Origin of the sequence: Fodinibius sp. Rm-B-1B1-1, from assembly GCF_038594945.1 — a bacterium.
In the GTDB taxonomy this organism is placed as follows: domain Bacteria; phylum Bacteroidota; class Rhodothermia; order Balneolales; family Balneolaceae; genus Fodinibius; species Fodinibius alkaliphilus.
In genome coordinates this window covers 817,640-830,097 of record NZ_JBCFYD010000001.1, presented here as the reverse complement: position 1 = coordinate 830,097, position 12,458 = coordinate 817,640, and the positions used below count along the sequence as shown (strand labels likewise).

Sequence of the window (12,458 nt, the reverse complement as noted above, 5' to 3'; positions counted from 1 at the left end):
TAAGATCGCATGTAATGCTGTGGATATAATAGATGCTGAAAATCCTGAAGGTTTAAAAATATATGATTCGATTATTCATACTTCCGGTCGTAACCCTTTTGGTGGCTTTTTCATACATAGAATTTACTCAAGGGGCGAGGGGGGAAACGGCAGAAAAAACATCAGTCAATATTTACCCCGAGCATTTAACTGGTGCTTTTACTGGTGGATTTGGAGAAGAAACTTGTCGCAGCTGTCACTTCGATTATGATCTCAATCCCGGTGGTGGAAGTCTTTCCCTGTCTGGGATTCCCGAAAAATTATTGGAGGGAGAAACAGTTGAAATAAAGATTAAAGTAGAGCACGATGAATTGGGCGCAGCGGGGTTTCAGCTATCGGCGCGATATGAAGACGGCTCGCAGGCCGGGGAATTTATGATTGAAGATGATCGTCTGATGTTTAGTGATGCTGTGCCTGACTCACTACAATACGTGCAACATAGCAGTGAAGGCACAAAACCATCCCAAGAAAACAAAAACAGCTGGACAGTACGATGGGCGGTGCCCGATAACCCGAAAGGTTTTGTTATCTTTAATATTGCCGCAAATGCGGCTAATGGAGACCAGTCGGAATTTGGGGATTATATCTACACCCGAGAAGTGTATGCCGAGTTTTAAGTTTTGTTTATGGGGATTGAATTTTTTGATATACCCGGTCTCTTGTATAGAGAATTGTTACGGCCAGTATAATTAGGATGGCCTGTTGCCATCCCGATAAAATACCCAGCGAGACGATGAGCGTGGTGGCGCAGGCGGGGGAATGGCAAGGAAAAGTCCCGACCGAAGAGCGATGATTAATTGCTGGTGGGTTATCGTGCTAATCTTGTGAAAGGTTGTGCAATCGTTCTTTGAGTTGTTTGGCAGCTGATACGTACCCTCCTCCGCTGCCGTCTACAAAGTGAATATGATCCCGGTGATATTCAAAAACCATGCAAGTGATCATGGCGGCATTCGAAAGGTGGATACCGTAGGCTAAGGCACCCTCTTTATACTTTTGATCAAGAAAGTTGACAAACTCTTGCCGCTGTGATGTACTACCACTGATGACGACACGAAGCATGTCGTCAAATTTACGGTGGTCCGAGTTCATAGCCAGATCTGATTTATAGAGTTCCCAGTTTGTGGCTGATGTTTTGTATCCCAGCGCCATCAAAATTTTGCCAATAATTGTTTGCAGTTGGACCTTCAGGATATATCCCATGCGCTTAATCCAGCCCCGCCCATAGGTGCGTATCTTGGCCTCTCCCATAAGTTTCGTTGGTGATAAATTCATTGTCAGTCCGGAAGTATTAATGGGATTCGTTTTGTCATCGAAGCCAAACGTGGCGCGCATTTTTTGAAGTACTTGGGGATAAATTTTTTCGGACTGATTCAATGCCGGATTGGCTTGGACCAGCATGGTGATGACTTCGTTTTGTGGCTGTTTTACTTCTTGCCAGCGGCATTCTAATCCGCTAAAGTCAACTTGTTCGGCATCATCTAACGTTGGGATACTGAATTGTTTTGCCGCCGATTTTTTGAGCAGGTCTTCCGCAAAGCTGAGTCCCCCGCCTGAAAATACGGCTTGGGTATAATATTCAGAAGCTTGATATCGGGCGACCTGGATGTTGTGGCCTCGATCCCGGATATAAGAGACAGGAATGAGGGCAGCCCGTAAATCCAGATCGTATTCGACTTGACCAATTTTTTTACTGGCACCTAAAATTTGTTTGGTTTCGTCACGCAGACAGGGAGGGACACAAAATGTGGAACCGTCTCCGCCAAAGGTAAAGGGGATTTCATTGCGTCCGGCAAGATTAAAAATGGCTACAATGGGTGAGGCCCCTAAAATATTTACTTCTTTATAGCGGTCGTTTTGGATTGCCTGTGTAGAGTCGACAATATCTGTGACAGCAACGAGCCAGTTATCCGGTAACCTGTGGAAGTTTTTGGGGTTTGAGGCGTCGAAAAAACTCTCAATAACCGGCAGATTAGCATAAAATTGTGCGCTGTTTGACACCGTTGGTAAATTGCGTTAGGCATTATTTTCAAGATTTAAACATACAAAAAAGAACTCATTGTTAATGAGATGTTTATTGCTCTGAAAGATAACGATAGCTGAGTGATGAGGGATCTATTTCAACCTTTTTATGATGTCCCTGTATGGCAATATCAGCAAAAGTTGCCATGTGCTGCAGGTATTTTTTCACGGAGTATTGTTTGTCGCGGCATTTGCGATAAATGGTCCGAAACTCATAGCGTAGCTTGTGCCAGTTTACGGAATTTTTAGGGGCACGCCGTTGGATATATGAAGCCAGTTTTCGCTCAAACATGGGGCGAAAAGCCTTCTCCTTTTTGGTACTGCGATACATTTGCTTGATATCTCGGATAGTGCGTTGATCCATAACGCCACAGTCTAACAAACGAAAGTGCAACCGTGGTGTCATCGAAATTGTGATGCGGAAGGTATCTTATTTCCACTCGTTTTGCTCAGTAAAAAGCTGTGAATGAAAGACATCCATAATTTGGCAGGCGTTAACAATGCCTCCACAGTATCCGGGTTCCAGGGCCAGCGTGATACCATCGGTACGGGGAATCATATATTCAAACATGGGGTGCGTTCGATCAACTATTTGTTTGATTTCATCATTGGAATATCGTTGAAAGTCATCAGAGTAATAGCGCTTGCCTTTTCCGTGTATGAAGTAGTCGAGATCCACATCGAAAAAGATGTTTTTATCGTCACGGGTAGTCATAAAATTTTGGAGCTGGTCAAAATCCCGAAATTCATAAACGCTGTGTTCGTTGCCCTCCTTGTCTATAAAGGTACTTTCTTGGTAGGCTGTGGTATTTTGGAGCAGTATAATATCCCCGATTAAGTTAAGCCACGCCGCGCAGAAAATATGTCCGTCGTTGGTTTGGTCGAGCTGTGCCCACACGTAATTGCTGATGTCCGAAAGGTTATCCTGGTCGAGCGCTTCAAGTCTTTCTTTTTGATCATCAGGAACGGGGGCCAAGTCGCGATGCCAATCGATCGTTACCAATGTTGGCGCTGACTGTTTTAGTAAGGTTTTTTTCTTCAACTGGTTCCGCCACTTCATCCAGAAAAAGAACGCAAAGCGATGCTCCATAATAATGGCTTTTTCGATGGAGCGGTTTGGGTCGCCGGCATGCGAAATTTCTTCTAAATGCGTGCCGGGCGGATTGCAACTATTGGGTTCAATGTTCTCGTACATATGCTCCATTAATCAGCTGTTATGATGAATATGAGCCCTTAATTTAGCAGACTTCGTGCGAACTTCAAGTCATTAATCGTTGATAATTATGGACGAAACACTATACTACAAAGTTCGTAATCGGGATGTTCTTCTTAATTAAATATGGAAATGTTATGAGAGCGCTTCGATTAAAAAATGTACTGTTGGGATTGCTGGTAGTTGTTGGAACGCAAGTGGTGGCTTTGGGACAGTCGTCACCAGCATTTGATCGTCAGAAGCTGGATACCTATCTGGAAAAGTTAGGGGAAGAAAATAAGATGATGGGAGTGCTAACCATCGATTCGGCCGGCAGTGGGGGGTATCATAAAACAGTTGGTTTTCGGGATATAGACAATAATTCTCGGGCTAATCGGGAAACTACTTACCGTATTGGATCAATTACGAAAACCTATACGACTACCTTAATCATGCAGCTGGTGGATGAAGGAGAGCTTTCGTTGTCAACTTCGCTGGCTGACTATTACCCCCAAATGCCACAAGCGGAGCAGATCACCATTGAGCATTTACTTCGTCACCAGTCTGGCCTGTATAATTTTACGAATGCCTCAGATTATCCCGGTTGGATGACCGAGCCGCGATCAAAGGATGAGTTGTTAGAAATATTCTATGAGGATGATCCCCAGTTTGAGCCGGGCAGTCAAACCAGCTATAGCAATACTAATTATGTATTGTTGCAGTTTGTTTTAGAGGATATTACGGGACAAAGTTATTCTGATCTGCTCCAAAAACGTATTGTTGAGCCATTGAATCTTCAGCACACGCACTATGGGGATGCAATTGAGCCTCAAAATAACGAAGCCCTTTCGTATCAGGGTAAGGATGGGCAATGGCAGTTAGCTCCCGAAACCGACTTAAGTATTCCCGGTGGTGCTGGAGCAGTTGTATCTACCAATGACGAGATGATTACCTTTATTCGAGCACTTTTTGATGGAAAACTCGTATCACAAGAATCATTGGATAAAATGACTGACATTAAGCAGGGATTTGGGATAGGGCTCACCAAGGTGCCATTTAATGAGCGATATGCGTTTGGTCATAACGGAGGTATTGATGGATTTCAGTCGCACCTCTCCTATTTTCCGGAAGAGGATGTTGCTATAGCTTTGACAACCAACGGGCTGCAATACAGCATGAATGATATTTTGATTGGAGCGCTGAGTATTTATTTCGGTCGAGATTTCAAAATTCCTTCTTTTGATGAGAAGACTATTACTCTAAGTGTTGATCAGATGAAAAAATATGTTGGCACTTATACTACTAATCAACTGCCCATAGATATTGAAGTGTTTATTGAGAAGGAAACCCTAAAGGCGCAGGCGACGGGTCAGCAAGCTTTTCCACTCACGGCTAACAGTAAAACTAAGTTTCGATTTGATCCAGCGGGGGTGGTGATGGAATTTGATTCCCTTAACGGAGGACAATATCAGCAGTTTATATTGAACCAGGCGGGTGGATCGTATCCATTTATACGAAAAGAAACCTCAAATAATTAAAAGATATTTAGTTGTCATCGGGTGGTCTGTTCTACGAAGTTTTATGCATAGTAGAGCTGATATTGCTCTCCGGGGAATAATAACAAGGACAAAAAGGTTTTGGTTACGCGTAAATAGCCGTATTTTTAGCGGCTTCATAGAATAGCTAAATATTGTAAGCAGACTCCACCCAAAGTGAATTACCTCAGTTTTGCCCTGCGAGAAAAACGAATCCTCTCGTTTGGCTTGTCTTTTACCTTTATGTCCAGCTTTGGACAAACCTTTTTGATCTCCCTTTTTGTCCCCTATTTCCTGCAGGATTTTTCCTTGTCAAATGCTACTTTCGGCAGTTTGTACTCTGTAGCCACACTTGCCAGTGCTGGTGTATTACCCTACTTAGGCCGGTGGATTGATCATCTGCCCCTCCGGCAGTATAGCTTGATGGTTGCCTCGGGTTTACTGGTTGCCAGCTTGACGGTAGCCCTTTCGTGGCATGTGGCACTGTTATTTGTGGGATTAATGCTGCTACGCCTGTCGGGACAGGGGCTTAGTAGTCACACGGCCCAGACGGCCATGGCTCGATATTTTGTCCACCAGCGAGGCAAAGCTTTGAGTATTTCGAGCCTTGGTTATCCTATTGGAGAGGGAGTGTTGCCGTTGGTAATTGCTGGACTGCTTGGGGTATTGAGTTGGCTAACGACCTGGGGGGTCATTGTACTTACGATAGCTTTGTTTTTTATTCCCTTGGTACGCTTTATTCTAAAGAAGCAGGAATTTGAAGAACCCGAAGAAGAGGAATCATCTGTTGTAAACTCAGATAGTAGCTGGGATATCTACAAAATGTTAGCCAGTGACTATCGCATGTGGCTGGTAACTCCAGCTGTGTTGCTTCCCCCCTTTTGGGCAACAGGATTGTTTTTATATCAGGTGTCTATTGCTGAGCAGCTGGGGTGGTCGGCAACGCTTATCGCAACAGCTTTTATGGGACTTGCAATAAGCCGGATTATCAGCTCTATTTGCATCGGACCCGTTATCGATTACTTTAGTGCTCGTATTGTTTTTCCCTATTATGTGTTGCCATTTGGTGCTGGTTTGGTCTTCGCATACTTTCATCCCGGTAGTTGGTCAGCTTTTGTTTACATGTTACTCATTGGGGTAACCATGGGAATGGGCAGTAATATAAAATCAGCATTATGGGCCGAACTTTTTGGTACGGATATCATTGGAACGGTGCGCTCCTTATTTTCTTCGCTAATGGTATTGAGTACAGCTCTTTGTCCATTTTTAATGGGTTGGGCCATTGATGCCGGCATGGCTATGGAATCAATTATATTTATTGCTATTGTCACGATTGGCGTTGCGACAATAGCGGCGTATGCCGCTTTTAACTTCTCAACACCAGCAGAAGAATACAGCCAATGATTGAACAATAACAAAAAAACATATCGGGAACGCTAAAAGCATGAATTGTAATTTATTAGGCAATAATGCTTTAAATAATTAGCATAATTCAATATTAAGTCTTTTAATGAGAAAGTAACTATAAATAAAAAGATAGGGGTATTATGTTAGATCGATTACGTTCTTCGAAGTTAGGTGAATTTGTAGATACCGGAATTTCATTAGCTGTTTTTCGGATTTTGGTCGCAGCTTTTATGTTATTTGGTCATGGTTGGGGAAAACTTATGGATGTATTTAGTTGGAATATTCAATTTGGAGATCCCATTGGTATTGGTCCAACCGCATCCCTTATTCTTGCTGCTTTTGCCGAGGGGATTTGTTCATTACTAATTATTGCCGGCTTTTGGACACGATTTGCGGCATCGGTTTTATCAATAAATATGTTTGTAGCAATTTTCTTTTATCATATTCCCAACGGTGATCCTTTATTTGGTGGTTATGAACTTGCAGCTGTTTATTTGGTATCATTTATGTTCCTCTTTTTAATTGGCCCTGGAAAGTATTCGGTTGATAGTGAGTAAATATTGATTTCGGTTTCAATGAGAAGGAGAGTATTATTCAATACTCTCCTTCTCTATTTTAGTTATGTTTTATTGATTTTCTTCTTCAATACTTATCCAGATTTTATAAGAGAAAAATATTAATAAAAGACCATTTTTGATGAGACCCAGAGTAATAGTCTCCATTGCACTTTTACTATGCTTTATTGTGTTCGGATGTAATAATGAGGGAGATACCAGAAAGGAAAGCAACAAGTCATCCCGAGAATCCTCGGTTCATATTCCTAAGTTTGATACGGTCAGTACTGATCAGGTTTTTGTATATAATTGTGCCGACTCTTTGGAATTTACTGCTCATGTTATGCCCGATAGTGCTTGGCTCTTTTTAGCGGATACAACGGTGAAGACCCTTGCTACACGTTCGGCTTCCGGAGCCCGGTACGAAGGGGGAAAATACCTATATTGGAGTAAAGGAAGCGAAGCCATTCTCCAAAAGCCGAAGGGCTCATTTATGCAGTGTCGATCTGTTACTCAAGAAAGATCTTGGGCAGCGGCGGAGCTTCGCGGAATTGATTTTCGGGCATTGGGACAAGAACCCGGCTGGATTATAGAAATAAGGCAAAATGAGCAAACCCAATATATAGGTAACTACGGAAAGGATACCCTGTATTTTTCTACCCCGAAACCCCGGCGTAATAATAGCGGTAATACCACCTATGATATGCGGGGCAAGAATAACACCCTTAATGTAACTATTACGGATAGTTCTTGTACCGATACTATGAGTGGTTTCGAGTATCCCCAGACAGTAGCCATAACAGTAAATGATACAACCACATATAATGGCTGTGGTCGATATCTAAATTAAAATGAGTGTCCAGCACTTGTTTATTTTAAGTGATCTACTAACTCCCAGAGTTCAACTTTAACGAGATCACGTGTGTTATAAATAGTTTCAAAAAGTTCAGGCACATTACTGTTTTCTCCCATTGTTTGCCTGATTATTTCTTGATCAAAGCCAAATTCAAAATGTTCGAGTTTGGCAAAATGGTTACCAGTGGCAAAATTATATCCATAATTCATACCGCCGGGTAATATCAGGGCATATACTTCCCACCCTGCCATTTGGTCTCGTTCAATACGTTCCAGGTGGATCGGCTTGGCGATTTCATCTTCCAGCATCAAATAATCAGGATCTTTACCTGTTGCAACATTCATATAATCCATTGTCATATACCGGCTGGGTGTAGAGCCAGTATCCGCATAGGCCGAATTTTCAATTTTCCAGATTTCAGATTTTACTAACGTAGCAAGTTTCGATAATTGACGTTGTGCATCAGAGGGCACGTCAGAAGGGATAAATCCTGGCGAAGTTGCTTTAGAAAAATGATTTCCCAATGCTCCAATAGATGAGGAGGTTGTAATACTTACAAAATTGTAATCACTTTCCTCACCACCTGGTAACTTTACTTTATAAAGACACCAGCTTTTAATGCCTCCCGATTCCAAAAGGGTATTAAAACTCGCTTTGAAATCTTTTTGGGTTACCTGCACAAACTTATCAATTTGTGATTGGTCTATATCCAAGTAATCAATTTTCCGGTAGTTATTTTCTGGTGCTTGTCCAAATGAGGATGCAAAAACGACAAAACACAGTGCTAAAGAAAAGAGTAATTGCTTCATAACAGCCCCCGCTTTTTAATGAAGATGTATTACCAATTAACACAATTTGAACTAAAAATGCATCAGCCAACTTCAAACTTCTAAAAACCGATAAAAGGCCTATCCACCAGTTAAGTGTAGGGTACAATAAGTACAGTTGGGTTCTTTTTTTGATAGAGATTGAAGGTCAACGAATAATTGTTCGTAAGTTATACCTCAATTGGCGGCGGGGATTTTGACATTAAGTATTTCGACAATCTATGCAAATGAAGATTGAAAATATTATGTGCTTAGATGCATCTATCTGTTTGTATGTGCAAGCATAATTAGGCTTTGGAAGCTTAATACGAATATAAGCTATGCTGGCAAAGAGGGAATAGAGTCAATAACGTTAAAATTTTCAAGCCCCATCCAAAGTAAGAAAAGAAAATAGCCTATAAGTAGTCCGGCCGATTCCCATCGTCCCAAGATCATATTGGTACGCATAAAACTGAACAGCAGAAGGGTACCGAGGGTTAAGGCGCCCATCAACGGTGCGGCAACCGAGAAGTTTATGACGGTAGTGCCCGCAATGAGTACTCCAATCGGGATACAGACCAACAGATCAAAGATGTTGCTGCCCAACACATTAGCTATAGAAGTAATAGCATCTCCCTTTCTGGCTTTTTTGATGCTTACAAATGCATCGGGAATACTGGTGCCTGCAGCTACGACCGAAATACCCCACAAGAATGAAGGAGTTCCTAAAATATTTCCAAATTCGATTGCTGATCGGACCAGCAGTTCTACGCCTATTAAAATGACTGCTAAACTTGCTATTAGTAGTCCCCATTCTTTAAGGGGATTGATGGTGCTTGAATCGCGTTCCGGCACATAGTCCATGGTATCCTGGTATTGAATAAAGATATAGAAGCCATAGAGTACAAGAGGAAGGAGGGCTAAAAGACGATCCATTTCACCCAGGATAACTCCTTTGCCATCTGTAGCCTCAACCGGATTGAAAATAGCCGCAAAAGAAAAGGTAATAATGAGTACAGCTACAGATATGATATAGAACTGCGCCTCTTTATAGACAAGGTCTCGATTCGATTCCAGGGGATCCTTCGTTACAAGGGCTGCTGCGGCAGGTATTACAAGAATATTAAAAATTGCAGAACCAACTATAGCGGCAACACCTAAATCAAACTCTCCATGGAGGATGGTAGATATTACAACGGTAGCCAGTTCTGGAAAGCTGGAGCCAATGGCCACGACCAGCGCTCCCTGTACAATATCCGGTAACTCATAATAGGTAGAAAGTCCTTCACTGGAGTGTTCCAGCCAGTCGCTGCCTTTCCATAAAATGCCTGTAGCGATGATAGCTACGGCCGACCAAAATAGTAATGACAATATCATGCGTAATCTCCTGAATTTTATCAACTGGAAAGCTGCAATAAAATAAGATTCCTGCTCTCAAAAAAGAAAAGAACGGGAATCTTATTGGGGGCATTGAAAAGAGAGTTTATGATTAAAACGTAACAACTTGGTAATCGTCTGCTATAAAGTTGCGCAAGCTTGGATGTTTATCGCATTCATCCAGTAGATCTACATTTGTTTTTTGAACTTCATTTATAACTCCAAACGCTTTTGCACAGAATCTACATGCTCCATCAAAAATAATTTGAACTTTGTCATCATGATCTTGTAACTCTTTAGCCAATTCCATGGCATTTACAATATGTCGTAAAGGATTCGTGTGATTCTGTTTCGGCCAGTACGACAATAGCTATCTTGTTCAATGCGGTAAAAGGTTTGGCGGTAATTAGTTCGTTATCCGGATGAGGGTAAGTTAGGTAAGATTTCTGTCACAAAACCCATCAATTATACCTTGGCTATTTGATGATGAATAATAAAGTAAAAGGATAGGTGTATTGTTTATGGAGTTAGCTAACAAAAAAGTTTTAATAACGGGTGGAAGTGCTGGAATTGGCAAGGCAATAATCGAGGAGTTGTTAACCCATGGGGTGGAAGAAATTGCCGTTATGGGAAGAACAGGAGAGAAGTTGGATGCGCTGGAAGAGCAATTTTCTTCTGTAACGTTTCTGAAAATTCAAGGAGATGTTTCTCAATTGGATGATGTGAAAAACGCAGCAAAAATGGTAAAAGAGGAATGGGGCGCTCTCGATATTTTGATTAATAATGCCGGGGTGGTTAGCGCGGGCTTTCTTGAAGAGATCAGCGATGACGATGTTATTAGTCAAGTAAATATTAATGTTACTGGACTAATTCTATTGACAAAACACCTGTTGCCCCTGCTTAAAGAAAGTTCAGAGGGAGCGCTCATTAATGTATCTTCTGGACTCGGCTACATTGCAATGCCATTTTATAGTGTATATGCCGCTACGAAAGCAGCGGTCAAACACTTTTCCGAGGCGATGCGAAGAGAATTATACAAATACCCAATTCACGTGATGACGGTTTATCCAACTGCTACTGATACCGAAATGATGAAAACAGCAAACGTTGATGGTAAAATGGATAGCCCCACCCAGGTAGCCAAAGCTTCTATAAAGGGATTGGTAAACAAGGAAATTGAGGTCATTCTCGGCGGCCAGCAGCGGAAAGATCAAATAGAAGAAAATTTTCAGAATCCGTTGGACGTAGATGAAAAAGTGGAAGGGCAGTTTAAGTCTCTCCTAAAAAGAACTGAACAACATCGGTCAATGTGACTTAAATTGTGGGACCAGAAGGTAACGAATAGACAAATTAATGAATATTAGCAAGGAAAAGTTCTTGGCTAATCATCAACTAAAAAGTAAAAATTACGATATCCTATAATGGAAAAATTCAATAACCTGACAATCATCGTTTTAGTGCTATTCCTTTTTGCAGCGGCTTGTACTTCAGAACAATCAGAATCAGAACCCAGCAAGCAGCAGTCATCAGCCAATGTTGAAAATGAACTAAAAAAGGCTCCAAATTTTGAAGTCGAAACACTGAAAGGTGATACGGTAAGCTTGAAAAAGGCAATGGCTGAAGATAAACCCCTGGTTGTATATTTCACGGCTTCGTGGTGCCCTGTTTGCGCTAAGAATTGGCCGGTACTTTCAGAAGTCTATCCGGATTATAAAGATCAGTTGAACTTTGTGGCTATTGGAATTGATCCCACCGACACTCGGGAGGTTATGGTAGATCTTGCGGAAGAAAAAGGATTTAAATTTCCAACTACCTGGGGACATCCCCAAATTATGGTAGATTTTGGCGTTGAAAGTCAGGCCACCACCGTGGGGGTAAATCGTGATGGATACATCGTTTTTCAAAAAAATAAAACGGCACTAAGTGAAGAGGAATACCGCGACTTATTTGACCAGTTAGTTAATAACTAATATTCATGGAATTTATCTATTTCTCATTCCTACAGGGGGTTTTTGCGTTCTTGGCTCCATGTGCCGTTGCCTTATTACCGGGGTATATTGTTGCCTTTATCGGGCGTAATTCGCAGAAAGATCCAGCAGTAACAAAACGACTGTATCGAGGATTAAAACTGGCATTATTAAGTATCCTTGGCATTATGGGGGTGTACGTCATCGCCGGCGGGCTTATTATCGTAGCAGCCCAGGTCCTTAAAGATTATATGAAGTGGATCACCATAGGGATGGGCGGAGTGTTGATCATCATGGGTATAGCCATGGTTTGGGGCAAGGATATTTCCTTTTCAATCAACATGAATAATCCATCGCATAAAACGGAAGCAGTGGAAGCGTTTGTGTTTGGAATAGCCTATGCCATCGGTGCACTGGGCTGTTTATTTCCCCTATTTTTAGTTGTTGCTACACAGGCAATGGCTGCACCGTCGCTTTGGCTGGGTACTTCGTATATCGGTGCCTATTTTGTGGGTATTAGCGGCATGATGATCGGAACTATTTTACTCTCCACTTTTGCAAAAGACTTTTTGATGAAATATCTGCGGAAAATCCTTCCCCATATGGAGCGCATTACCGGAGGGTTGTTAGTTCTGGCAGGACTATATGTGATTTACTATCAATCGGTATTGATTTAAGCGACTTTATAAAGGTAGAGAATGTTCAG

14 protein-coding genes are annotated in these 12,458 nt (G+C 41.8%); 8 read left to right on the top strand and 6 right to left on the bottom strand.

Annotated elements, in window-relative coordinates:
- Nucleotides 1-62 precede the first annotated feature (62 nt).
- Nucleotides 63-656, top strand: a complete 594-nt coding sequence (locus AAFH98_RS03845; RefSeq protein WP_342521356.1) for a choice-of-anchor V domain-containing protein — start codon at nt 63-65, stop codon at nt 654-656.
- 199 nt (nt 657-855) lie between these two features.
- On the opposite strand, the gene AAFH98_RS03840 is transcribed toward AAFH98_RS03845, so the two are convergent.
- The 3 genes from AAFH98_RS03840 to AAFH98_RS03830 form a co-directional block, all read right to left on the bottom strand.
- Nucleotides 856-2,037: a DUF3095 domain-containing protein gene (locus AAFH98_RS03840; protein ID WP_342521355.1), complete on the bottom strand. Its 1,182-nt coding sequence runs from the start codon at nt 2,035-2,037 to the stop codon at nt 856-858.
- A gap of 73 nt (nt 2,038-2,110) precedes the next feature.
- The gene (locus AAFH98_RS03835; protein ID WP_342521354.1) at nt 2,111-2,422 is read right to left on the bottom strand and encodes a hypothetical protein; all 312 of its coding nucleotides are present in this window, start codon (nt 2,420-2,422) and stop codon (nt 2,111-2,113) included.
- A 66-nt stretch (nt 2,423-2,488) separates the two neighbouring features.
- On the bottom strand, nt 2,489-3,262 hold the full coding sequence (locus AAFH98_RS03830) for a hypothetical protein (RefSeq protein WP_342521353.1): 774 nt from the start codon (nt 3,260-3,262) through the stop codon (nt 2,489-2,491).
- A gap of 146 nt (nt 3,263-3,408) precedes the next feature.
- Here AAFH98_RS03830 and AAFH98_RS03825 point away from each other — a divergent pair, with 146 nt between their 5' ends.
- The 4 genes from AAFH98_RS03825 to AAFH98_RS03810 all read left to right on the top strand — a co-directional run bounded on the left by AAFH98_RS03825 (nt 3,409) and on the right by AAFH98_RS03810 (nt 7,596).
- Nucleotides 3,409-4,788, top strand: a complete 1,380-nt coding sequence (locus tag AAFH98_RS03825) for a serine hydrolase domain-containing protein (protein WP_342521352.1) — start codon at nt 3,409-3,411, stop codon at nt 4,786-4,788.
- A 174-nt stretch (nt 4,789-4,962) separates the two neighbouring features.
- Nucleotides 4,963-6,189: an MFS transporter gene (locus tag AAFH98_RS03820; RefSeq protein WP_342521351.1), complete on the top strand. Its 1,227-nt coding sequence runs from the start codon at nt 4,963-4,965 to the stop codon at nt 6,187-6,189.
- A 143-nt stretch (nt 6,190-6,332) separates the two neighbouring features.
- Nucleotides 6,333-6,749 carry a DoxX family protein gene (locus AAFH98_RS03815; protein WP_342521350.1) on the top strand — a complete coding sequence of 139 codons (417 nt, stop codon included), beginning with the start codon at nt 6,333-6,335 and terminating at the stop codon, nt 6,747-6,749.
- Nucleotides 6,750-6,888: 139 nt separating this feature from the next.
- Nucleotides 6,889-7,596 (top strand): MliC family protein, encoded by a 708-nt coding sequence (locus AAFH98_RS03810; RefSeq protein WP_342521349.1) that lies wholly within the window; start codon nt 6,889-6,891, stop codon nt 7,594-7,596.
- A gap of 20 nt (nt 7,597-7,616) precedes the next feature.
- Here AAFH98_RS03810 and AAFH98_RS03805 read toward each other — a convergent pair whose 3' ends face one another.
- The 3 genes from AAFH98_RS03805 to AAFH98_RS03795 all read right to left on the bottom strand — a co-directional run bounded on the left by AAFH98_RS03805 (nt 7,617) and on the right by AAFH98_RS03795 (nt 10,152).
- On the bottom strand, nt 7,617-8,411 hold the full coding sequence (locus AAFH98_RS03805) for a hypothetical protein (RefSeq protein ID WP_342521348.1): 795 nt from the start codon (nt 8,409-8,411) through the stop codon (nt 7,617-7,619).
- 336 nt (nt 8,412-8,747) lie between these two features.
- The gene (locus AAFH98_RS03800) at nt 8,748-9,785 is read right to left on the bottom strand and encodes a sodium:calcium antiporter (protein WP_342521347.1); all 1,038 of its coding nucleotides are present in this window, start codon (nt 9,783-9,785) and stop codon (nt 8,748-8,750) included.
- Between the two features lie 112 nt (nt 9,786-9,897).
- Nucleotides 9,898-10,152, bottom strand: a complete 255-nt coding sequence (locus tag AAFH98_RS03795; protein WP_342521346.1) for a hypothetical protein — start codon at nt 10,150-10,152, stop codon at nt 9,898-9,900.
- A gap of 154 nt (nt 10,153-10,306) precedes the next feature.
- Here AAFH98_RS03795 and AAFH98_RS03790 point away from each other — a divergent pair, with 154 nt between their 5' ends.
- The 3 genes from AAFH98_RS03790 (at nt 10,307) to AAFH98_RS03780 (ending at nt 12,429) form a co-directional block, all read left to right on the top strand.
- On the top strand, nt 10,307-11,098 hold the full coding sequence (locus tag AAFH98_RS03790; RefSeq protein ID WP_342521345.1) for an SDR family NAD(P)-dependent oxidoreductase: 792 nt from the start codon (nt 10,307-10,309) through the stop codon (nt 11,096-11,098).
- A 108-nt stretch (nt 11,099-11,206) separates the two neighbouring features.
- A complete protein-coding gene (locus tag AAFH98_RS03785) occupies nt 11,207-11,755 on the top strand; it encodes a peroxiredoxin family protein (protein ID WP_342521344.1) in 549 nt (182 codons plus the stop codon).
- A 5-nt stretch (nt 11,756-11,760) separates the two neighbouring features.
- Nucleotides 11,761-12,429 (top strand): cytochrome c biogenesis CcdA family protein, encoded by a 669-nt coding sequence (locus AAFH98_RS03780; RefSeq protein ID WP_342521343.1) that lies wholly within the window; start codon nt 11,761-11,763, stop codon nt 12,427-12,429.
- Nucleotides 12,430-12,458: the final 29 nt, after the last annotated feature.